Below are 22,161 nucleotides of genomic sequence, written 5' to 3' on the forward strand. Positions count from 1 at the left end.
CCACCTCGATACTGATTATCCATACAGTATTCGCAGATCGCCACGCATGCAAGCGTAGCCTGTCGACCGGGCCGCTGCGGCCTTCATGAAAAAATCTTCATGAACGCTGCGCCCCGCTAACCGGGGAACCTCGGCGCACCCTCGCCCGCCTGCGGACAACCGGCCTTGAGGCACCGCAGCAGCTTGCGTAGGATCGCCGTTCATTCAAGCCATCGCGCCCGTTCACTGCCTGCTCCCAGGCCGGTGATGTATCCGTTTTCCGCAAGAGCCTGCACATGCCCCAGCCTATCCCCCTCAAGGACCACGAGAAAGAAACGCACCTGGTCAACCGCAGGCTGATCGCGTGTGCGCTGCTGGTACTGGTGCTGGTGGCGGTGCTGGTGGGGCGGCTGTACGTGCTGCAGGTGGTGCAGCACGACTACCATGCCGCCGTGTCGCAGAACAACCGCGTGCACGTGCTGCCCATCGCCCCCGAGCGCGGGCTGATCTACGACCGCAACGGCGAGGTGCTGGCCGACAACAAGCCCAGCTTCAACCTCACCATGACCCGCGAGCGTGCTGGCGACACGCCCAGGGTGCTCGACAGCCTGGTGCAGATCCTGGGCCTGGGCGAGGAGGACCGCCAGGGCTTCGAGAAGGACCTGCGCCGTGGCCGCAAGCCGTTCGAGCCGGTGACGCTGATGTTCGGCCTGAGCGAAGAGCAGATCGCCCTGATCGCGGTCAACCAGTTCCGTCTGCCGGGGCTGGACGTGGAGCCGCAGTTCATTCGTGAATACCCCATGGGCGCGCACTTTGCCCACTCGGTGGGCTACGTGGGGCGCATCAACGAGAAAGAAGCCAAGAACCTCGATGCCACCGAGTACCGTGGCACCCAGTCCATCGGCAAGACCGGCATCGAGCACTTCTACGAGGCCCAGCTGCACGGCCAGGTGGGCTACGAAGAGGTCGAGACCAACGCCCAGGGCCGCATCATGCGCGTGCTGCGCCACCACGACCCGGTGCCCGGCAAGAACATCACCCTGAGCCTGGACGCGCACCTGCAGCTGGCCGCCGAAAAGGCCCTGGGCGATCGCCGTGGTTCGGTGGTGGCGCTGGACCCGGCCACCGGCGAGGTGCTGGCGATGGTCAGCAACCCCAGCTTCGATCCCAACCTGTTCGTCAAGGGCATCAGCTTCAGGCAGTACGCCGAGCTGCGCGATTCCATCGACCGGCCGCTGTTCAACCGCGTGCTGCGCGGCCTGTACGCCCCGGGCTCGACGATCAAGCCCGAGGTGGCCATCGCCGGCCTCGACAGCGGCGTGATCACCCCGGCCAGCCGGGTGTTCGACCCCGGCTACTACGAGCTGCCCAACTACGACCACAAGTACCGCAACTGGAACCGCAGCGGCGACGGCTGGGTGGACATGTACAGCGCCATCATGCGTTCCAACGACACCTACTTCTACGACCTGGCGCACAAGCTGGGGGTCGAGCGCCTGCACGACTACATGAGCGAATTCGGCCTGGGCCAGAAGGTCTCGCTGGACATGTTCGAAGAGTCACCCGGCCTGATGCCCTCACCCGCCTGGAAGCGCGCCAACCGGCGCCAGGCCTGGTACCCCGGCGAAACCCTGATCCTGGGCATCGGCCAGGGCTACATGCAGGTCACCCCGCTGCAACTGGCGCAGGCCACCAGCCTGCTGGCCAGCAAGGGCGTGTGGCACCGCCCGCACCTGGCCATGAGCATCGGCGACGAGCCGCCGGTAGACCCCAACCCCATGCCCGACATCGTGCTGCATGACCGCCACGCCTGGGACCAGGTCAACCAGGGCATGCAGATGGTCATGCACGCCCCGCGCGGCATCGCCCGCGCCGCCGCTGCCGGGGCGCAGTACCGCATCGCCGGCAAGAGCGGCACCGCGCAGGTGGTGGCGATCAAGCAGGGGGAACGCTACAACCGCGACAAGACCCTGGAGCGCCACCGCGACAACGCGTTGTTCGTGGGCTTTGCCCCCGCCGACCACCCGAGCATCGCCATCGCGGTGATGATCGAGAACGGCGAGGCCGGTGGGCGCGTGGCCGGGCCGGTGGTCCGGGAAATCATGGACGCCTACCTGCTGGACGAACAAGGCCACCTCAAGCCCCAGTACGCCGGCAACGCAGCCGCCGCCGCGGTGCCCCATACCTGAAAGCGCAGCGCCCTGATCGTGTCGACAGCATCTGATTGCATTTGCAATCAGATTGCAGTATCCCTTGCGCTTCTGCCAAGGACCGATCATGGAGCTGCCCCGTGGATTCACTGCCTGCCATCCCCCCTGCCCGACTGGCCGCCCACGCCTGCATTCGCAGCATCGAGGCCGGCCTGCCGTCGACCGGCGCAGCGTCGCACTCGCCACTGTTGCAGATTTTGCAGACCGTGCACCGCATCGAGCACGACCCGGCCGTGGCGGGCAACCTGTGGGTGATCAATGATCGCGCCGACAGCGCGAGCGAGGTGGTCAGCCCCTGGGGCATCTGGTTTCGCCAGCAGGCGCCCAGCCGCGAACGCCCGCTGATCTACCTCACCCAGTCGCCGAGCTCGGCCCGCGTGTCGATGCTGGCCGAGCAGATCGGCCACCGCGGCATCGTGTTCAACGACCTGGAATCGGCCGCCTCGCGCTGGCCCAAGGGCGCGCACCCGTGGCTGCCGTTGTGGCTGTCGGCCAACGCCCAGTGCCGCCCGTACGACCCCGCCAGCGCTGCCGAGGCCCAGGCCATCCTGCTGGCGGCGCTGGACGAGCTGTACGTACAGGGGCGCCACGGCTTCTACTACATGACCCTGCACGATCAGCCGCCGGCAGCCGATGAACCGGCACACGACGATTGCAGCGATGCATTCCTGGGCATGTACCCGTTGCAGCCCACCAGCGCTGCCCGCTCCCAGGTACGCCTGCTGGGCGCCGGCGCCATGCTCCGGGAGGTACGCGCCGCCGCGGTGCTGCTCGACACGCACTGGGGCATCGCCAGCCAGTTGTGGAGTTGCCCCAGCTACACGCGCCTGGCCCGTGACAGCGACGATGCCGCACGCTGGAACCGCCTGCACCCCGAGGCCGCGCCACGCAAGAGCTACCTGCAGTACTGCCTGATGTCGGCCAGCACGCCGGTGATCGCCGTGACTGGCTATGCCCAGCACATCGCCGACCAGCTTGCCCCGCATGTCACGGCGCCCTTCACCGCACTGGGCGCCGACAGCCTGGCGCCGGGCAACTGCCTGGATCGGCGCTGGATAACCTTCAGCGCGTTGCAGGCACTGGCCGGCCAGGGCCTGTTCGACACCCAGGCGCTACCCGCCGCACAGGCCCGGCTGGGCCTAGGCGAATGACGCCCGGGCCTTGAAGCTCGACTGTTCCAGCGCCTGGGCGAACAGCGCCTGTTGCTCGGGCGTGAACTGGCTCAGAAACAGCTCGTCCACTGCCTGCTTGTACACCGCCCACATGCGCTTGCGCAGCGCCTTGCCGCTGTCGGTGATACACGCCAGGGCGCCGCGCCCGTCGCCCGCGACCTTCTTGCGCAACACATGCCCTTCGGCCTCCAGGCGGTCGACCAGTCGGGTCAGGTTGTAACGCTCGATGGCCATCACATCGGCCAGCTCGTGCATGCGCCGGCAGCCATCGGGGCCGCTCTCGATGCCCCACAGCGCGTCATACCAGGCGTACACGGGCAGGCCCTGGTCGGCCAGGCGGCGTTCGATTTCGCGAATCAGGTTGCGGTGGGCGCGAATGAAGCTGAACCAGAGGTCAGCGGTGGGTGCAGCCATGAGGGTTCCTCGGGTCAAAGTTATTGCATTTGCAATCATACGGGGCGCATGCCTAGAATCAATTGCAAATGCAACTACTACCAGGCAGGCCTGCCGGCACTGCCCGCCACAACCCCGCAGGAGGATTACCGATGCAACAGCAGCCCCCTCTGTTGAACGACCCAGATCCCGAGCAGACCCAGGAATGGCTTGAGTCCCTGGCCACCGTTGTCGAGGTGGAGGGGCGCTCGCGTGCGCACTTCCTGATCGACCAGATGCTGGACCTGGACGTGTCGCTGCACGGCGACTTTCGTGGCCGCGTCAACACCCCCTACGTCAACACCATCGGCCCCGAGCGCGAACTGCCCTACCCCGGCGACCTGGCCACCGAGCAGCGCCTGAATGCCTATATCCGCTGGAACGCACTGGCCATGGTGCTGCGCGCCGGCAAGCATTCGGGGGTGGGCGGGCATATCGCCACCTACGCCTCGGCGGCGGTGCTGTATGACGTGGGCTTCGATCATTTCTTTCGCGGGCGCACCGCGCAGTTTGCCGGCGACATGGTGTACATCCAGGGCCACTCGGCGCCGGGTATCTATGGCCGGGCCTACCTCGAAGGGCGCCTGAGCGAAGCGCAGCTGGACAACTTTCGCCGCGAGACCGACCGCGATGGCGTGTCGTCCTACCCGCACCCGCGGCTGATGCCCGAGTTCTGGCAGTTTCCCACCGTGTCCATGGGCCTGGGGCCGATCACCGCGGCCTACCAGGCGCGCTTCATGCGCTACCTCGAAGACCGCGACCTCACCCCACGCCAGGGCCGCAAGGTGTGGGCGTTTCTCGGTGACGGCGAAATGGATCAGCCCGAGTCGCTGGCGGCCATCTCGCTGGCCGGGCGCGAAAAACTCGACAACCTGATCTTCGTGGTCAACTGCAACCTGCAGCGCCTGGACGGCCCGGTACGTGGCAACGCCAAGGTGATCCAGGAATTCGAGAGCCTGTACCGTGCTGCCGGCTGGAACGTGATCAAGGTGGTGTGGGGCAGCGGCTGGGATGCGCTGCTGGCCAGGGACAGCAGCGGCATCCTGCGCCAGCGCATGATGGAGTGCGTGGACGGCGAGTATCAGACCTACAAGTCGCAGAACGGCGCCTACGTGCGCGAGCACTTCTTCGGCAAGTACCCGGAACTGCTGGCGATGGTCAGCGACCTGAGCGATGACGACATCTGGAAGCTGGCTCGCGGCGGGCACGACCCGGTCAAGGTGTACAACGCCTACGCGGCGGCCGTGCGTCACACGGGGCGGCCAACGGTGATCCTGGCCAAGACCGTCAAGGGCTTCGGCATGGGCGAAGCCGGCGAAGGCCAGAACATCAACCACCAGTTGAAGAAGATGGGCGACGAGGCGGTCAAGGCCTTCCGCGACCGCTTCGGCCTGGACCTGAGTGATGAGCGCCTCGGCGAGATCCCCTACCTCAAGCCCGCCCCCGACAGCGCCGATGCGCGCTACCTGCAGGTGGCCCGTGATCGCCTGGGCGGGCATGTGCCGGCGCGCCAGGCCAGGGTCGAGCCGTTGCAGGTACCGGCCCTGGAGGCCTTCGACAGCCAGCTCAAGGGCACCGGTGACCGTGCCATCTCCACCACCATGGCGTTCGTGCGCATTCTCGGCACCCTGCTCAAGGACCCGCAGGTCGGCCGCCTCGTCGTACCGATCGTGCCCGACGAATCACGCACCTTCGGCATGGAGGGGCTATTCCGCCAGATCGGCATCCACTCCCATGTGGGCCAGCTGTACACGCCGCAGGATGCCGGCACGCTCAGCTACTACAAGGAGAGCACCGACGGCCAGATCATGCAGGAAGGGCTCAACGAGTCCGGTGCCACCTCGTCGTGGATTGCCGCCAGCACCGCCTACGCCAACCATGGCGTGATGACCCTGCCGTTCTACATCTTCTATTCGATGTTCGGCTTCCAGCGAGTGGGCGACCTGCTGTGGGCGGCGGGCGATGCGCGCGCACGGGGGTTTCTGCTGGGCGCCACCAGCGGGCGTACCACGTTGATGGGCGAAGGCTTGCAGCATGACGACGGGCACAGCCACGTGATGTCGGCCACCGTGCCCTGCTGCGTCTCCTACGACCCCACCTATGCCTACGAGCTGGCGGTAATCATCCAGGACGGCATGCGCCGCATGTATGCCGAGCAGGAGGACGTGTACTACTACATCACCGTGCTCAACGAGAACTACGCCCACCCCGCCATGCCCGAAGGCGCAGAGCAAGGCATTCTCAAGGGGCTGTACCGCCTGCCGGTGGAAAAACCGCTGCAGGGCGAGCGGCATGTGCAGCTGATGGGCAGCGGCTCGATACTGAACGAGGTGCTGGCGGCGGCGGAGATTCTGCAGCGCGATTTCGGCGTCAGCAGCGAGGTGTGGAGCGCCACCAGCCTGACCGAGGTTCGGCGCGAGGCGCAGGCGGTGGAGCGCTGGAACCTGCTGCACCCGCTGCAGGCGCCGAAGACGCCGTACATCGAAACGCTGCTGCAGGGGCATGCGGGGCCGGTGGTGGTGGCCACGGACTACATGAAGATCCATGCCGACCAGATCCGGCCGTGGGTGAGCGGAAGGCGTTTCGTGGCCTTGGGTACCGACGGCTTCGGCCAGTCGGACACCCGCGAGGCGCTGCGCCGGCATTTCGAGGTGGACCGCCAGTTCATCGTGCTGGCGGCGCTGAATGCGCTGGCGGCGGACGGGGTGATCGAGCGCGAGGTGGTGGCCGGCGCGATCGAAGCGCTGGGCATCGACCCTGGCAAGGTTGATCCGGCTTCAGTCTGATAGATCGCGGCGTGTCCATCGCGGGTCAAGCCCGCTCCCACAAAGGCCATGAAGATCCCTGTGGGAGCGGGCTTGACCCGCGATGGGCTCGCCTTGCCTGCGGCGCCTTACTGCCCCGCCCCCAGCTCATCCTGGGTCAGTATCGCCTTGGCCAGGTCTTCGTCACTGGCCTGCAACCCAGGGTTCTGCTGACGGATACGCTGCAGCATCGACTCCAGGTACACACCGCGAATTTCGCCGCCGCTGGCGATGAACGTCGAAGCATCATCGCGCGCCGGAATCACCAGCTTGTCGTCCTTGAAGGTCGAGTACAACGAGGCGGAAACCCCGGCGGAGGTGGCGACATCGCGACCATCCACACGGGCCAGGGCCGTGCCCAAAGGCAGGCAGAGCACAAGGGAAGAAACCAGCAGTAAACGGCGCATGACGATGCCTCCGTGATGGGGGGAACCTACATTCATTAGGATAGGCCCCCCAGGCCAAGAGTTCCCGCCAATATCCCTACCCGCCCAACGAAGCCCGCCATGCTGGCTATATTGAAACCCTGGTCCCCATTCCCGAGCGTGACGAGAGGTGAACATGTACACCATTGGCTATGCAGCGCAGCACCGCGAAGCACCGCTGGCACCCTTCAAGTTCGAACGCCGCGCCCTGCGCCCCAACGACGTGGCGATGCAGATCCTGTACTGCGGCGTATGCCACTCCGACCTGCACCAGGCCCGCGACGACTGGGGTTTCAGCCGCTACCCGATCGTGCCAGGCCACGAGATCGTCGGGCGCGTGACCGAGGTGGGCAGCCAGGTCACCCGCTACAAGGTCGGTGACGCCGTGGCGGTGGGCTGCATGGTCGACTCCTGCCAGCAGTGCGACCAGTGCCGCAAGGGCGAGGAACAGCTGTGCCGCGAGAACAACACGCAAACCTACAACAGCCTGGACCGCATCACCCGCGAACCCACCTACGGCGGCTATTCCAAGCACCTTGTAGTGCGCGAGGAGTTCGTGCTGCGCGTGCCCGACGGCCTGGACCTGGCCAAGGCCGCGCCGCTGCTGTGCGCCGGCATCACCACCTATTCGCCGCTGCGCACCTGGAATGCCGGGCCCGGCAGCCGCGTCGCGGTCATCGGCCTGGGCGGGCTGGGGCACATGGCCGTGAAGCTGGCGGCGGGCCTGGGTGCCGACGTCACGGTGCTCAGCCGCACCCCCGACAAACTCGATGATGCGCGGGCGCTGGGCGCCGACAAGCTGCTGGTGTCGTCCGACGCCAAGGCCATGGCCGCCGCGCGCTCCAGCTTCGACCTGATCATCGACACGGTGCCGGTGCGCCATGACGTGTCGCCCTACATGTCGCTGCTGGACGTGGACGGCACCCTGGTGATCGTCGGCCAGGTGGGGCCGATCGACGAACAACTGACCGTGCCGTTCATCCTCGGCCGGCGGCGCCTGGCCGGCTCGCCGATTGGCGGGATTGCGCAAACCCAGGAGATGCTCGACTTCTGCGCGAAGAAGAACATTCTGCCGGAGTGTGAAATGATCCGCATGGACCAGATCAACGAGGCGTTCGAACGCATGCAGCGCTCCGATGTGCGCTACCGCTTCGTGATCGACATGGCCTCGCTCGACGACACCACCGGCGCCTGACGCGCCTCACTCCCCTACCGAACCACAAGGGCCTCCCATGCTGCAGATACTCGGCAAAGCTTCCTCCATCAATGTACGCAAGGTGCTATGGGCCTGCACCGAGCTGGGTATCGCCTTCGAGCGCGAGGACTGGGGCTCGGGCTTCAGGTCCACCTTCAGCCCGCAGTTCCTGGCCCTCAACCCCAACGCCATGGTGCCGGTGATCAAGGACGGCGACTTCGTGCTGTGGGAGTCCAACAGCATCCTGCGCTACCTGGCCAACCAGTACCACGGGCAGCACCTCTACCCCGCCGAGCCCCGGGTGCGCGCACGGGTGGACCAGTGGATGGACTGGCAGGCCACCGACCTCAACAAGTCCTGGACCTACCCCTTCCTGTCGCTGGTGCGCCATTCCCCCGACCATCAGGACCCCGAGGCACTGGCGGCGGCATGCAGGCAGTGGACCACCAACCTGCAGATCCTCGACCGCCAGCTCGAATCGACCGGCGCCTACGTCAGTGGCCAGGACTTTTCACTGGCGGACATCGCCATCGGCCTGTCGGTCAATCGCTGGTTCGAAACCCCGCTGGAGCATCCGGATTTTGCAGCGGTTCGGGCATACTACGAGCGTCTGACCGAACGCGAAGGGTTTGTCATCCATGGAAGAAACGGTACCCCGTAACGCCACCGTCACCACCGAAACCTCGGTGCGCCGCCGCTCGCTGCTGGCCGGCTGCAGCGCCCACGCGGTGCACGACGGGCTCACCGACGTGATCTACGTGCTGCTGCCGCTGTGGCAGGCGCAGTTCGGCCTCAGCCTGGCCCAGGTGGGCCTGTTGCGCGGGGCCTATTCCGGGATGATGGCCGGTTTTCAGCTGCTGGCCAGCCGCGCGGCCCGGCGCTTTGGCCGCGAGCGCCTGCTGGTGGGCGGCACGCTGCTGGCCGGCGTGGCCTACCTGGTCGCCGGCCAGGCCACCGGCCTGGGTGTGCTGCTGGTGGCGCTGATGCTGGGCGGGCTGGGCGCCAGTACCCAGCACCCGCTGGCCTCCTCGATGATCACCGACAGCCACGCGGCGGGCGGCGGGGTCAAGCAGGCGCTGTCGCACTACAACTTCGCGGGCGATATCGGCAAGGCGGTCATTCCGGGCCTGATGGGCGTGCTGCTGGTGGCCGTCAGCTGGCGTACCGGTGCAACGCTGCTGGGCGTGCTGGGTGTGGCTGCGGCGGTGTTGCTGTGGTGGCTGATCCCCTCCCGAGCCCAGGCCCTGGCGGCGGGCGGCAAGGCGCCGAAGTTGGCCACCGGAAACGGCTCGCCGGGCGGCCTGCGTGCCCTGCTGATGCTGGGCATGCTCGACAGCGCGGTGCGCATGGGGTTTCTGACCTTCCTGCCGTTTCTGCTCAGGCTCAAGGGCGCCGGCACCGCCGGTATCGGCCTGGCGCTGACGCTGCTGTTCGTGGGCGGGGCCTTCGGCAAGCTGCTGTGCGGCTACCTGGGCGCACGCATCGGCCTGCTGAAAACCGTCTCGCTCACCGAAGCGGGGACTGCGCTGTTGATCGTGCTGGCGGTGGTGCTGCCGTATTCGGCCACGCTGGTGATGCTGCCGTTGCTGGGCCTGGCGCTGAACGGCACCTCGTCGGTGCTGTATGGCGTGGTGCCGGAGCTGGCGGCTGCCGGCAAGCACGAGCAGGCCTTCGCGCTGTTCTACACCGGCACCATCGGTGGCGGCGCGCTGGCACCGGTGGTGTTCGGGCGGCTGGGGGACGTTACCGGGGTGCCCACGGCGGTGGTGGTGCTGGCGGCCACGCTGCTGCTCACGCTGCCGCTGGCGTGGCGGGTGAACAAGGGCTTGGTGGCAGAATAGAAAAGAAGGCGCGGGAGTCTCGGCGCCTTCCTGGTTTTGTGCGGGGTGTGGCGGGGGTTACAGGGGGGAGATGGTACCCAGTGCTCCGATTGCGAAGGCCAATACCAGAAAGCCGAATACAAAAATTGCCATCTTGCCCATGGGAGCTCCTAACTGAGGGGGTGCGGCTGTCGAAGGCCACATTGTCTGCCCCCTTCTGATCTGGAAACAGATGCAGCTAGCGAGGCAAAAAGCGGATCAGATGAGTTCGGCTCAAAAGCCCAGGCTGGGCGCAACCGTCTACCGCGCCCACCGCCTCGCCCCCGCCACACACAGGATCACCCCCACCGTCACCCCCAGCATCCCCGGGCTGACCTGCTCGCCCAGCAACCCCGCCGCCAAGGCCAGGCCAAAGAACGGCTGCAGCAGCTGCAACTGCCCCACCGCCGCAATCCCGCCCTGGGCCAGGCCGCGGTACCAGAACACAAAACCGATCAGCATGCTGAACAGCGACACATACCCCAGGCTCACCCACGCCGGCAGGCTGATACCCGCAAACGTCGACGGCGCCAGGTACCAGGTCAGCACCAGCATCACCGGCAACGACACCAGCAGCGCCCAGCAGATCACCTGCCAACCGCCCAGCGCCCGCGACAACCGCGCCCCCTCGGCATAACCCAGGCCGCACACCACCACCGCCAGCAGCATCAGCAGGTCACCCTGGGGCGACGCCGCCAAGCCCTGCGACAACGCAAAGCCCACCACCATCAAGCACCCCAGCACCGAAAACAGCCAGAACACCGGGCGCGGGCGCTCGCCCCCGCGCAGCACGCCAAACACCGCGGTGGCCAGCGGCAGCATGCCGATGAACACGATCGAATGCGCCGAGGTCACGTACTGCAGGGCCAGCGCGGTCAGCAGCGGAAACCCCACCACCACCCCAAGCGACACCACGATCAAGGGCATTACCTGAGCCCGGGTCGGGCGCGGTTGCCTGAGCAGCATCAGCAAGGCCAGCGCCAGTACACCGGCAATGGCGGCACGCGCCACGGTGAGGAACACCGGGTCGAATTCCAGCACCGCCAGGCGCGTGGCCGGCAAGGAGCCACTGAAAATCACCACGCCGATCAGGCCGTTGATCCAGCCACGGGTGGCGTCGTCCAGGGTACGAGGTTTGAGAGTCTGTTCCATTGAAGTCACGCTCGACAGGTTGCAGGGGTAAGGGCACGCTTGCCAAAAACCATGCTAGGGCCGACGATCAGCACAATCAAAAAATCGTCATGGATACATCTGCACATGCCTCGCTCGCGCTACAAGGCCCTGGTCGATACCTTTGCCGCAGACATTCGTGACGGCAGGCTCGCCCCTGGCACCCGCCTGCCCACCCACCGTCACCTGGCCGCGACCCATGGCCTGGCCCTGGTCACCGCGTCACGGGTATATGCCGAACTCGAGCAGATGGGCCTGGTGAGCGGCGAGACCGGGCGCGGCACCTTCGTGCGCGAAACCTCGCTGCCGCCCGACCTGGGCGTCGACCAGCAGGTGGTGGCCGCCGGCATGGCCGACCTGAACTTCAACTACCCGGCATTGCCCGGCCAGGCCGACCTGCTGCGCAGCGGCTTGCGCCAGCTGGCACTGAGCGGCGACCTGGAGGCGCTGCTGCGCTACCAGCCCCATGCCGGGCGCGCCCATGAACGCGCCTGCATCGCCCGGCACCTGCTCGGTTGCGGGCTAGAGGTGAATCCAGAGCAGGTACTGATCGTCAGCGGCGCCCAGCACGGGTTGGCCGTGGTGCTGATGGCCCTGCTGCAGCCCGGCGACGTGATCGCGGTCGACGCCCTCACCTACTCCGGGTTCAAGGTGCTGGCCGAGGCGTTGCGCCTCGAGATGCTGCCGATTCCGGTCACGCCCCACGGGCCGGACCTCGGCGCCCTGCAGCGGCTGTGCCGCAGCCGCCCGGTACGCGCGGTGTACAGCATGCCCACGCTGCACAACCCGCTGGGCTGGGTGATGAGCCTGGAGCAGCGCGAACAACTGGTGTCGATTGCCCGCACCCACAACCTGCACCTGATCGAGGACGCCGCCTACGCCTTCCTGGCCGACGACGCGCCGCCGCCCCTGGCCCAGCTGGCACCGGAGCGCACGCTGTACGTGTCAGGCCTGTCGAAGAACATCGCCACCGGCCTGCGCGTGGGCTTCATTGCCGCGCCGCCGCACCAGGTTGCCGCGCTGGAGCGCTCCATTCGCGCCACCACCTGGAATACCCCCGGGGTGATGACCGCCATTGCCTGCGCCTGGATCGAGGACGGCACGGTGGAGCGCCTGGAAGCCGAGAAGCGCGCCGATGCCCAGGCCAGGCAGGCCATCGCCCGCGAAGTACTGGCGGGCATGCCTTGCGTCACCCACCCCACTTCGTATTTTCTGTGGCTACCGCTGGCCGATGACGCCCGCGCCGAACAGATCGCCGCCGCCCTGATGCGCGAACAGGTGGCGGTGTCCACCGCACAGCCGTTCGCCACCACCAGTCACGTGCCGCGTGCACTCAGGCTGGCGCTGGGCTCGGTGGACCTGGACACGCTGCGCGCGGCGCTGGCGAAGGTACGCTGGGTGGTGCAGGCGTACTCCTGAAGCCCACGCCTCAGAAGTCGTAGCGTGCACTCATGCCCAGGGTGCGCGGCGTACCCAGCACCCCGGTGTAGGCGCCGTTGGGCGAGTTCCACAGGGTGGTGTAGTAGGTCTTGTCGAAGGCGTTCTTCAGCCACAGCGACACGTCCCACTGGCCCTGGCCCCAGTCGCCGCGCACCCCCGCCGACAGGTTGACCAGCGCATACCCCGGCAACTGCGCCAGGCGCGAATCGTCCACCGTGCCCACCGCCTGCGAGCGCCAGGCGTAGTTGCCGTTCACGTAGGGTTGCAGGCCGTTGTCCAGGTCCCACTGGTAGCTGGCGCTGGTGTTGGCAATCCATTTGGCCGCGCCCACCACGTTATGCCCGCTGAGGTCGCAGGCGGCCGGGGCGCCGGGGCGCAAGGCCACCTCCGCCGGGCATGGGGCGTTGTCGTAGGACAGGTAGCGCACATCATTCCACGAGCCGTTCAGGCTCAGCGTCAGGCCACGGCTCACCCGCCAGGTACTGTCCAGCTCAAGGCCACGGCTGCGCACGCTGCCGGCGTTGGTCAGGTAGCTGGTGAGGTTGGCGTCGTCGTAGGCGTTGGTCTGGTAGCCGTGCACAATCGTCCAGAACAGGTTGGCATTGAGTTGCAGGCGCTGGTCCAGCAGGGTGGTCTTGATGCCCAGTTCGGCGTCGTTGGCCCGTTCGCTGCCGATCAGCAGCGAGTCGGCGCCGGCCACCGGGGCGCTGGCCACGCTGAGGTTGACCCCGCCGGACTTCTCCCCGTGGGACAACGAGCCATACGCCAGTACCTGGTCGTTAACCCGCCAGGCCAGGCTGGCCAGCGCCGACGGGCTGAAGCTGTAGAGGCTCAGGTCGCCCGAATCATAGGCGCCGACACGCCCCTGCCTTACCGCTGCCGCCGCACCCGTCACGCTCGCGCCGCCCACCGGGGCATCGCGCGTCACCCTGGCCTGCTTGCGCTCGTAGGTACCGCGCAGGCCCAGGCTCAGGTCCAGGCGCGGGGTCAGGTGCCAGGTGCCCTGGGCAAAGGTGGCGAAACTGTCGGTGTCGATGCTGCCGTGGCCCACGCTGTTCACATCGTTCAATGCGCCCTGCGGGGTGCCGTTCCAGGTGTCGGCCAGCGGCCCGTATTCGGTGAACACGCGGTTTCGCATCTGCTGGCCGAAGTAATAGCCGCCCACCACGTAATCGAACCGCTCACCCAGCGGCGAGGCCAGGCGCAGCTCTTGCGAATACTGCTTGTCGCGGGCCGACTGGCCGACGTTGTGCATCACGTCCACGTTCAGTTCGTCGTCGTTGCGCGGGGTGAAGTCCCACCAGCGGTAGGCGCTGATCGACGTCAGCGTGAAGCCATCGGCCAGCCCCCAGTTCGCCTCCAGCGAGGTGCCGCCCTGGAACACCGTGACACGCTGGTCGGCATCGAGGTTGACCCTGCGCCCGTCGACCAGCGTCGCGCCCACCGCCTGGGCCCGCTGTTCATAGCGGTTGACCCCGTTGATGGTCGGCCCGGTGCTGAACAGCGAGCGCGTGCCGGCGCTGGAGTGCTCCTCGTTGTAGTCGCCGATCCAGCGCAGGCTGAAGTCTTCCTGCGGCTTGAACAGCAACTGCCCGCGAAAGCCCTGGCGTCGGCCGCCGCCCAGGGTGTCGCCGTCGAACCGGTTCTCCACGTAGCCGTTCTCGTCGGTGCGGTAGGCCGCCACCCGCCCGGCCAGCGTGTCGGTCAACGGCCCCGACACACCGCCCTGCACCTGCCGGTAGCCGTCCTCGCCCAGCGACGTCGACACGTTGCCCTGCGGGGTGAAGGTGGGCTGGCGGGTGGCGATGTTGAGCACCCCGGCCGTGGTGTTCTTGCCGAACAGGGTGCCTTGCGGGCCGCGTAGCAAGGCGATCTGCTCGATGTCCAGCAGGTCGAACACGGCCATGCCGGGGCGGCCCAGGTAGACGTTGTCGAGGTAGATCCCGGCGCTGCCTTCCAGGCCGTCACTGGCCGGGTTGTTGCCCAGCCCGCGAATCGACAGGCTCGACTGGCGCGGGTTCATGAACGCCACGTTGACGCTGGGCATGGCCTGTTGCAGGTCCTGCAGGCGATACAGGCGCTGGGCCTCCAGGGCCTGGGCGCCCAGCACGCTCATGGGGGTGGGCACGTGCTGCGCCTCTTCGCTGCGCCGGCGCGCCTCGACCGTCACCGGGGCAAGGGTCGGGGCGTCGGTGGGGGTAGGTTCAGTGGCTGACGCAGGCAGTGACAGCAGGCCCAGTGCGGCCAGGCACAGGGGGCGTGGATAAGGCAGCTTCATCATCGATTCCTTTGGGGGTATGGCGGTACCTCGCTGCGCGTGGTGTGCGTGAGCGTGAGGGTGGGTGCTGGTGCGCTGTGTTCAGGCTTTCAGCCAGGGAATGTCGTCGCGCTGGTAACGGTGCGCGCGGAAGATCGCGTTGTTCTCGCCCGGCAGGTAGCGGCGCGAGGCCGCATCGGGGTAGGCGGCAAAATGCGGGTTGATGTACTCCCACACCACCTCGCCGGCCGGCGTCACTTCGAACAGGCGGCCGAAGTTGGCCTCGGTGATCAGCGTGTTGCCATTGTGCAGGCGCTGCGCACCGCCCATGAACGGGGTGAAGAAGGCGTAGCCGGGGGTATCGGCGTACTGCCATTCGATGCGCCGGGTCAGCGGGTCGATCTCCAGGATGCGCGAGTGCGGCATCGACACGTGTGGCCGCGAAATACCGTTGTCGAACACCAGGATGCGGCCGTTCTCCAGCTCGCTCGGGCAATGCTGCTGCGCCACCAGATCGTGGCCCAGACGCCACAGCACCTCGCCGCTGCCGCGCTGCACGGCGATCACCGACGACACGCTGCGCAGGCTGAGGATCACCTTGCCATCGCGACCCGGGGTCACCGCGTTGGTCATGGGCCAGTGGTAGCGCTCGAAGGTGTCGTGCAGCGGGTAGTCCTCGGGGCGCAGGTGCTCCCAGCTGCGCCACTCCCACACCACCTGGCCCTGGCGATCCACCTCCTTGACCACATCGGCATAGATCACCCCGCCCGCCGCCTCGCTGCCGGGAATACCGCCCACCACGCGGCTGGCCAGCTCGGGGCTCAGGGGCTCGACCGTGGTGTACAGCAGGTGGCCGTTGTCCAGCCACTGGGCATCGTGGTGGTGCAGCAGGTCGGTGTGCTGCCACACCACCTCGCCTTGCGCGGTGACTTCACTGAAGGCGCCGCCGTGCCATACCGACCAGCCGGGGAACAGCTCGGGGGAGTCGGGGTGGTTGCCGTTGTAGCCCAGGTTGCCGTTGGGCAGTATCACCGCGTCGCGACCGGGGCGCTGGGGCAGCTTCCAGCGATGTACCACTTCGCCGTCCAGGTCGATCAGGAACACGTTGCCGTCGGCGGTCTGCGGTGCGAACAGGGTGTAACCCCCGGCGCTGCGGGCGTGGTCCACGGCAACCAGGCCGGTCCTGTGGCGTTTGAGGGTCGGGGTGTGCAGGGCAGTCATGAGGTTTCTCCGGGTGAGTGGTGCCCTGCCGACGGCAGGTCGGCATGGCAGGTCGAGTTGAAGTGTTTAGTCAGGTTGTGGCAGCAAGCTGTTGAAACGGCTATCGAATACCTGTTCAACCCGCAGCGGTTTGGGGATCAGGCGCTCGGCGGCGAAGGCATCGGCCAGGCGTTGCTGCAAGGCGATGATCGAAGGGTCGATGGGCACATAGCGCAGGTGCTGGTGCGCCAGCATCTCGCGCACCAACTCAAGGGGCAGGCGCGTGCTGCCTGCCAGCGCCTGGGCCCAGGCATCCGGGTGGGCGGTGGCCCAGGCCTGCGCCCTGGCCAGGCGCACCATCAGCTCGCCCAGCTGTCGAGCACGCTGCGGGTCGGCCAGGGCCTGGCCGCTGGCGACCGTGAAGTTAAGGCCGGTCTCGGGCCAGGCCGAGCCGTCCACCAGCACCCGGGCGCCGTGGGCGGTGGCCTGCCCGACAAAGGGGTACCACACCGCCCAGGCGTCCAGATGGTCACTGGCAAAGGCGTTTTGCGCATCGATGGGGCTGGCATAGGCGATCTTCACCTCTCGAGGGCTCAGCCCGGCCTGGCGCAGCGCGGCCAGCAGCAGGTAGTGGCCGCTGGAGCCCTTGGCCACCGCCACGCGCCGGCCCTTGAGGTCGGCCACCTGTTGCACCGTCGAGCCTTGTGGCAGCAGCAGCGCATTGTTGTTCTGGGCGCCGTCGGCCACGCCGATGATACGGATGTCGAAACCACCGGCCTGGGCAAACACCGGCGGCGCATTGCCCACCACCCCCACATCCACCGCCCCGGCACTCAGCGCCTCGAGCAAGGCCGGGCCGGCCGGGAACGGGTGCCAGCTCAGGGGCAAGGTAGGAGTCTGGGCCTCCCCGGCGGCCTGCAGCAGGGTTTGTACCAGCCCGCTCTGGTCGCCGACCCGCAGCGCGGCAGGTGCGGCGCTGACGGCCTGGGCCAGCACCATGCCGGCGCACAGCGCCACGGCGCGCAAGGTGGTGCGGCGGGCGTGCAGGTGCTTGGCAGCAGCAGCGAATAACGGCATTGTCGTCCCCTTGTTTCGTGTTGAACCCAGTATGTCGAGGCCCCCCGTGCAACTCCATGCCAAACACCCCTCCTTTGCTGCCACGCCACCCGCGCCCCGCGCGGTGGTGGTGCTGGGTTTCGACGATGCGTTGCTGCTCAATGCGGCCGGCCCGCTGGAGGTGTTCGGCGCCGTGCCGCGCCTGCTGGCCGGCGCGTTCGCACAGCACCCGCCCTATCGCCTGGTACTGGCCTCGCCCGAGGGCGGCCTGATCAGCACGGTGTCGGGCATCGAGGTGATGACCCGTTCACTGGCGCAGCTGGACCTGGAGCTGCGCGACATCGACACCCTGATCGTGGCCGGCGGCCCTGGGGTGGCCGCACTGGAAGCAGACCCGCGCGCGTGCGACTGGCTGCGCCGGCGCCATGGGCAGATTCGCCGGCTGTGCTCGGTGGGCACCGGCACCTTCGCGCTGGCGGCTGCGGGCCTGCTCGATGGCCGTCGGGTGGTGACCCACTGGAAGTTCAATGACGAGTTGCAGGCGCGCTACCCCAGCGTGCAGTGCCAGCCCGACGCGCTGTACCTGAACGACGCCAACCTGTGGACCTGCGGCGGCGCCACGGCGGGCATCGACCTGGCGCTGGCACTGGTGGAGCAGGACCTGGGCCCCCACGCGGCCCTGGCGCTGGCACGCTACTTCACGGTGTTTCTGTGGCGCTCGGCCGGGCAACCGCAACTCAGTGCCTCGTTGCAGGCACAGTCCAACGCGCTGCGCACCGCACCGGATGTGCGCCTGGCCCGGCTGCATGCCTGGATCGCCGCCAATCTGGATGGCGACCTGCGGGTGGAGCGCCTGGCCGAGCAGTTCGGCATGAGCCCGCGGCATTTTGCCCGGGCCTATGTGGCGGCCACGGGTGACACGCCGGCCCAGGCGGTAGAGACATTGCGCCTTGAAGCGGCGTGCCGCCTGCTGGAGACCACCCGCGAGCCGATCAAGCGCATTGCCGAAACCGTCGGCTTCGGCCGCGAAGAACGCATGCGCCGGGTGTTTCAGAAAGAGCTGGGCACCAGCCCGCTGGGTTATCGTACCCAGGCCAGGGCCCCGCAACCGGGCGTGCCCGTGCCAGTGGCCGGCCAGACCGGCTACCGCCATGTGGAGCGGCCGGGCATCGCGCTGGAGCACCTGGCGCAGTAGGTTCGGATTGTCGAGAACGGAGTGATCATGAAAGTTCTGTATACCCTGCTTGCCCTGCTGGCGTTGAGCGGACTGGGTGGCACCGCCTATGCCAAGGCACCGGCCGCAGAGGCGGCGCGCGAGTTCGTGGTCAAGAGCCAGGCCGGGGCCAACCTGGGGCCGATTGCGCTGTCGGCGGCCATGCGCACCAACACCTACGGCCTGCTGACTGCGCAGGTCGGCAGCCAGCAAGCGGAAAAGAGCGTGACGGCGGCCATCAAGGGGTTGCTGCCCAAGTACCAGCCGCAGTGGGACCAGCACCTGGTCGAGGCCTACAGCCAGTCGTTCTCGGCGAAGGAGCTGGCGTCACTGGCCAGCGAAGGTCGCGAATCCAAGTATGCCGACAAGGTAATGAGCAAGCAGCCAGACATCGGCAAGGCCATGCAGGCCAGTGCCAGGCCGGTGCTGATCGAGCTGGTGACCGAGGCGTTGAAGGTGGCGGTGGCGGCGCATCCGGTGAAGTGAGGGGCGTAGTTGCCTGCTGGTGCTGCGCACCCGATCGCGGGTCAAGCCCGCTCCCACAGGTTTGCGCTGCTTCTGTGGGAGCGGGCTTGGCCCGCGATCCCAGTGCGCGGTTTCGTGAACGATGAACTCAGCGGGGATCTTCAACGCGCCTTCACCTCGGCCAGCGCCTCGCGCAGTGCCTGTGCATCGGCCAATTCCTGCTTGGCCGTCACGCGCCCGTGCTCCAGTTGCAGCAACAGCACCGTGCCCTCGGCGCCCGGGTAACGCGAGGCCACCCGCCCCTCGCGGTCCAGCAGCACGCGGTAGCTGTAGTCGCGCATGGCCGGGATGGCGAACAGCTTGGCGATCAGCGCCGGCATGCGCTGCACGTCGGCGACAAACACACCCTTGCGCGCCTCCAGGTAGCCCTTGGGCTGCCCCTCCAGCACCGCCTTGACCAGCTTGCCACCCTCCATGCTGCGCGCCACCAGCACCAGGGCAGTGTCGTCGTTGAGGGTATACGGCTGCTCGAACTGGTCGAGCAGGGTCCACGGGGCCACGCGCTCGCCCACCTCAAGCGCCTGGGCAACGATGGGCATCAGGCCCAGCAACAGCACGATCAGCACTCTCACACCACACCTCGTTCATTGGGCTTCGACAAGCCGGCGACTATAGCGCGACTCAGGCAGGCGAAGACATCGCCCGCGCCACCGCATAAAGTGACGCTTTTTTCCGGGAGGTATGGATGAACGCGCCCACTGACCACACCCTCACCGCCCGCGAGGTGTGCCAGCAGCTACGTGACGCCGCCCTGGGGCTGGCCAGCCTGCAGTGCCTGCAGGCGCAACCGGCCAGTGGCGTGATGCAGGTGCAGATCGACGGCTGGCAGTTGAGCCTGGATGTCGAACACGGCCACCTGCACCACTGCCAGCGCTGCCAGAGCCCGGATGGCCGGGTGTACGAGCCTGGCCTGCGCTACGGCACCTACCCGGTCTACCTGCTCAGCACCTGGGAACTGGCCCGGATCGAGCGCCTGCTCGGCGCCTAGCGCTGCGCCATGGCATGGCGCGCGCACTGTTCGTAGTAGGTCTGCTTGATGGCTGGCGGCTTGAGCCGCGAGCGGCTGTTGTAGGTCTGTTCGGTAATGCCCATGGCCGTCATGCGCATCCACGGCTTGGGGAACTTGCGCGATTGCAGACGCTTGCGCGCGGCATACAGCGTGACCCCGGACAGCTTGGACTGCTGCGCACCGGCGGCAATCTCCGAACCCCAGCTGCACACGAAGCGGTCATTCTTGTTCAGCGCCTTGGCGTGCGTCGCCAGCGAGAAGGTGGCCAGTGCGCACACGGCCACGGTCATCACGAAACCTCGCATGAAGTCATCCTAACCCGTTGAAAGGCGGCGAGTTTGCCAAGGATGAAAAGGCGTCGGGGCCAGCAAATTGCCTTATGTGTCCTCCAGCAGTTGCAGCAGGCCCAGTGCATCGCCTACCGCAGCGCCGCTGGCGGTGTTGTCGAAGATGCACCAGCACTCCACGCCGGTCTGCAGGGCCTGGCGTATGTCCTGGGCCAGCAGTGCCAGGCGTTCGTGCCCATAGGCGCTGTGATAGAGGCGTGGCGAGCCGTGCAGGCGCCAATAGCGCAAGCCGGCCCAGCCACCTGGCTGCACGGCACCGATGGGGCTGGGGTCGGCCCCCACCTGGGCAATGCGCCAGCGGTCGAGCAGCGCCCCGGCGTCGGCCCAGGAGGCATGGCGCGGCTCGAACGCCACGGCGCCGGCGTAGCGCTCACGCAGTGCACCGAAGAACGCCTGCGCCACCTGCGGCTCGCAGGCCAGCGATGGCGGGGTCTGCACCAGCAGGCATCCCAGGCGCTCGTCCAGCTGCGTGCACTGCTGCACAAACGCATCCAGCAACCCGGCGCAGTTATGCAGGCGTTGCACATGGGTGATCTGCTTGGGCACCTTGACCGAGAATGCGAAGCCTGGCGGTACCGCATGAGCCCAGCGCGCATAGGTGGCGGGCTGGTGCGGGCGGTAGAACGAGCTGTTGATTTCCACGGCCGGCAGGCGCGACGCATAACGCTGCAGGTGCGTGCCCTGCTCGGCGAACGCCGGCCAGTACGCGCGCGGCAGGCTCCAGCCGGCACAGCCGATGCGTAACAAGGGGCTCATCGAGCGGCCTTGAGTTCGATCCAGGTGGGTGCATGGTCGCTGGCATGCGCTTCGTTGCGCACCCAGGCGTCGACCCCGGCGTTTTTCAGGCGCCTGGCCAGCGGCGGGTTGAGCAGCAGGTGGTCGATGCGCAGCCCCGAGTTCTTCTGCCAGTGCTGGCGAAAATAGTCCCAGAAGGTGTACACCCGCTCGTCCGGGTACAGGTGGCGGATAGCGTCCGTCCAGCCCTGGGCCAGCAGGCGCTGGTAGCATTCGCGGCTTTCGGGCTGCAGCAGCGCGTCCTTGAGCCAGGAGCGCGGGTTGTAGATATCCAGGTCGGTGGGCACCACATTGAAGTCGCCGGCCAGCAGCACCGGGTGCTCGCTGTTCACCAGGCCCTGGGCGTGGGCGATCAGGCGTTCGAACCAGGCCAGCTTGTAGTCGAACTTGGGCCCCGGTTGCGGGTTGCCATTGGGCAGGTACAGGCAGCCGACCTGAATGCCCAGCACCGCCGCTTCCAGATACCGGCTTTGCGTATCGTCCTCGCTTCCCGGCAAGCCGCGGCGCACCTCCAGCGGTTGCGCGTCACGGGCCAGAATCGCCACGCCGTTCCACGACGCCTGGCCATGGTGCAGGCAGCCATAGCCGAGGGCTTCGAAGTCAGCCACAGGGAACGCGCTGTCTACCGCCTTGAGCTCCTGCAGGCAGGCGATGTCGGGCTGTTCCCGCTCCAGCCAGGCCAGCAGGTTGGGCAGCCGCGCCCGCAGGCCGTTGATGTTGAATGTGGCGATCTTCAGCGTTTTCATCCGCACCTCCCTGGCGATCAGGTATCCGGGTCGTCGACCTTGGCCTCCACGGCCGCTTCGATGGCGTGCGTGTTCGCCTCGTCGGCCATGGCCTTGAGCGCCAGCCAGTCGTCCCATTCGATGGCACCGTCGTCCAGCAGTGCCTGGGCCAGGCTGACCAGGGCCTGGTGGTAGGCATCCGGCGATTCCAGCCGGTAACTCTGATCGTCCAGCACGGCATACCAGGCTTTGAGTTCAGGCGTATTGCGGTCAACCGACATGGCATTGTCCTCTGGGTCACTCAGCTCTAGTGAGTGCAGGGCGTGGCCGAACGTTCAGTTGCAGTGC

General features: G+C 67.3%; 21 protein-coding genes. 10 read left to right on the top strand and 11 right to left on the bottom strand.

Annotated elements, in window-relative coordinates; translation table 11 throughout:
- Positions 1–275 precede the first annotated feature (275 nt).
- Positions 276–2,168 carry a penicillin-binding protein 2 gene (gene mrdA, locus N0B28_RS14520; RefSeq protein WP_196932401.1) on the top strand — a complete coding sequence of 631 codons (1,893 nt, stop codon included), beginning with the start codon at positions 276–278 and terminating at the stop codon, positions 2,166–2,168.
- A 101-nt stretch (positions 2,169–2,269) separates the two neighbouring features.
- Entirely contained in the window at positions 2,270–3,340 is a 1,071-nt protein-coding gene (locus tag N0B28_RS14525) for a pyruvate dehydrogenase (protein WP_275727033.1), read from the top strand.
- Here N0B28_RS14525 and N0B28_RS14530 read toward each other — a convergent pair.
- Positions 3,329–3,775 (bottom strand): MarR family transcriptional regulator, encoded by a 447-nt coding sequence (locus N0B28_RS14530; protein WP_043860537.1) that lies wholly within the window; start codon positions 3,773–3,775, stop codon positions 3,329–3,331. The genes N0B28_RS14525 and N0B28_RS14530 overlap by 12 nt on opposite strands.
- 131 nt (positions 3,776–3,906) lie before the next feature.
- On the opposite strand from N0B28_RS14530, the gene aceE reads away from it, so the two are divergent.
- On the top strand, positions 3,907–6,579 hold the full coding sequence (gene aceE, locus N0B28_RS14535; RefSeq protein WP_275727037.1) for a pyruvate dehydrogenase (acetyl-transferring), homodimeric type: 2,673 nt from the start codon (positions 3,907–3,909) through the stop codon (positions 6,577–6,579).
- Positions 6,580–6,686: 107 nt separating this feature from the next.
- Here aceE and N0B28_RS14540 read toward each other — a convergent pair whose 3' ends face one another.
- Entirely contained in the window at positions 6,687–7,004 is a 318-nt protein-coding gene (locus tag N0B28_RS14540) for a DUF2388 domain-containing protein (RefSeq protein ID WP_043860539.1), read from the bottom strand.
- A gap of 154 nt (positions 7,005–7,158) precedes the next feature.
- Here N0B28_RS14540 and N0B28_RS14545 point away from each other — a divergent pair, with 154 nt between their 5' ends.
- The 3 genes from N0B28_RS14545 to N0B28_RS14555 are packed head-to-tail and all read left to right on the top strand — an operon-like array spanning position 7,159 to position 10,058.
- A complete protein-coding gene (locus N0B28_RS14545) occupies positions 7,159–8,217 on the top strand; it encodes an NAD(P)-dependent alcohol dehydrogenase (RefSeq protein ID WP_058540721.1) in 1,059 nt (352 codons plus the stop codon).
- Between the two features lie 37 nt (positions 8,218–8,254).
- Positions 8,255–8,878 (top strand): glutathione S-transferase, encoded by a 624-nt coding sequence (locus N0B28_RS14550; RefSeq protein WP_043860541.1) that lies wholly within the window; start codon positions 8,255–8,257, stop codon positions 8,876–8,878.
- Positions 8,856–10,058 (top strand): MFS transporter, encoded by a 1,203-nt coding sequence (locus N0B28_RS14555; RefSeq protein ID WP_078480128.1) that lies wholly within the window; start codon positions 8,856–8,858, stop codon positions 10,056–10,058. Before N0B28_RS14550 ends, N0B28_RS14555 begins: the two co-directional genes overlap by 23 nt.
- Positions 10,059–10,337: 279 nt before the next feature.
- Here N0B28_RS14555 and N0B28_RS14560 read toward each other — a convergent pair whose 3' ends face one another.
- Complete coding sequence (locus N0B28_RS14560) at positions 10,338–11,228, bottom strand: DMT family transporter (protein ID WP_054915345.1); 891 nt, start codon at positions 11,226–11,228, stop codon at positions 10,338–10,340.
- Between the two features lie 105 nt (positions 11,229–11,333).
- Between N0B28_RS14560 and N0B28_RS14565 the strand changes: the two genes are divergently transcribed.
- Entirely contained in the window at positions 11,334–12,665 is a 1,332-nt protein-coding gene (locus tag N0B28_RS14565; protein ID WP_054915346.1) for a PLP-dependent aminotransferase family protein, read from the top strand.
- 10 nt (positions 12,666–12,675) lie between these two features.
- On the opposite strand, the gene N0B28_RS14570 is transcribed toward N0B28_RS14565, so the two are convergent.
- From N0B28_RS14570 to N0B28_RS14580, 3 genes are all read right to left on the bottom strand, one after another.
- Positions 12,676–14,964, bottom strand: coding sequence for a TonB-dependent receptor (locus N0B28_RS14570; protein ID WP_275727044.1), 2,289 nt, complete (start codon positions 14,962–14,964; stop codon positions 12,676–12,678).
- Between the two features lie 81 nt (positions 14,965–15,045).
- Complete coding sequence (locus N0B28_RS14575) at positions 15,046–16,164, bottom strand: aryl-sulfate sulfotransferase (RefSeq protein ID WP_043860506.1); 1,119 nt, start codon at positions 16,162–16,164, stop codon at positions 15,046–15,048.
- A gap of 66 nt (positions 16,165–16,230) precedes the next feature.
- Entirely contained in the window at positions 16,231–17,220 is a 990-nt protein-coding gene (locus N0B28_RS14580; RefSeq protein ID WP_058540693.1) for an ABC transporter substrate-binding protein, read from the bottom strand.
- Between the two features lie 46 nt (positions 17,221–17,266).
- On the opposite strand from N0B28_RS14580, the gene N0B28_RS14585 reads away from it, so the two are divergent.
- Together N0B28_RS14585 and N0B28_RS14590 are read left to right on the top strand one after the other, a co-directional pair.
- Positions 17,267–18,394, top strand: a complete 1,128-nt coding sequence (locus tag N0B28_RS14585; protein ID WP_236171670.1) for a helix-turn-helix domain-containing protein — start codon at positions 17,267–17,269, stop codon at positions 18,392–18,394.
- Between the two features lie 27 nt (positions 18,395–18,421).
- On the top strand, positions 18,422–18,898 hold the full coding sequence (locus tag N0B28_RS14590; RefSeq protein ID WP_043860504.1) for a hypothetical protein: 477 nt from the start codon (positions 18,422–18,424) through the stop codon (positions 18,896–18,898).
- Between the two features lie 140 nt (positions 18,899–19,038).
- Here the strand turns inward: N0B28_RS14590 and N0B28_RS14595 are convergent, their stop codons facing one another.
- Positions 19,039–19,509, bottom strand: coding sequence for a hypothetical protein (locus N0B28_RS14595; protein WP_054915351.1), 471 nt, complete (start codon positions 19,507–19,509; stop codon positions 19,039–19,041).
- 113 nt (positions 19,510–19,622) lie between these two features.
- On the opposite strand from N0B28_RS14595, the gene N0B28_RS14600 reads away from it, so the two are divergent.
- A complete protein-coding gene (locus tag N0B28_RS14600; RefSeq protein ID WP_275727047.1) occupies positions 19,623–19,925 on the top strand; it encodes a hypothetical protein in 303 nt (100 codons plus the stop codon).
- Here N0B28_RS14600 and N0B28_RS14605 read toward each other — a convergent pair.
- The 4 genes from N0B28_RS14605 to N0B28_RS14620 all read right to left on the bottom strand — a co-directional run bounded on the left by N0B28_RS14605 (position 19,922) and on the right by N0B28_RS14620 (position 22,094).
- Positions 19,922–20,251, bottom strand: coding sequence for a hypothetical protein (locus N0B28_RS14605; protein ID WP_043860501.1), 330 nt, complete (start codon positions 20,249–20,251; stop codon positions 19,922–19,924). The genes N0B28_RS14600 and N0B28_RS14605 overlap by 4 nt on opposite strands.
- A 72-nt stretch (positions 20,252–20,323) precedes the next feature.
- Complete coding sequence (locus tag N0B28_RS14610; RefSeq protein WP_275727048.1) at positions 20,324–21,049, bottom strand: DUF72 domain-containing protein; 726 nt, start codon at positions 21,047–21,049, stop codon at positions 20,324–20,326.
- Positions 21,046–21,834 (bottom strand): exodeoxyribonuclease III, encoded by a 789-nt coding sequence (gene xth, locus N0B28_RS14615; protein ID WP_043860499.1) that lies wholly within the window; start codon positions 21,832–21,834, stop codon positions 21,046–21,048. The genes N0B28_RS14610 and xth overlap by 4 nt, the downstream gene beginning before the upstream one ends.
- A gap of 17 nt (positions 21,835–21,851) precedes the next feature.
- Positions 21,852–22,094: a hypothetical protein gene (locus N0B28_RS14620; protein WP_054915353.1), complete on the bottom strand. Its 243-nt coding sequence runs from the start codon at positions 22,092–22,094 to the stop codon at positions 21,852–21,854.
- Positions 22,095–22,161 lie beyond the last annotated feature (67 nt).

The organism is Pseudomonas sp. SD17-1 (assembly GCF_029201585.1).
GTDB lineage: Bacteria > Pseudomonadota > Gammaproteobacteria > Pseudomonadales > Pseudomonadaceae > Aquipseudomonas > Aquipseudomonas palmensis.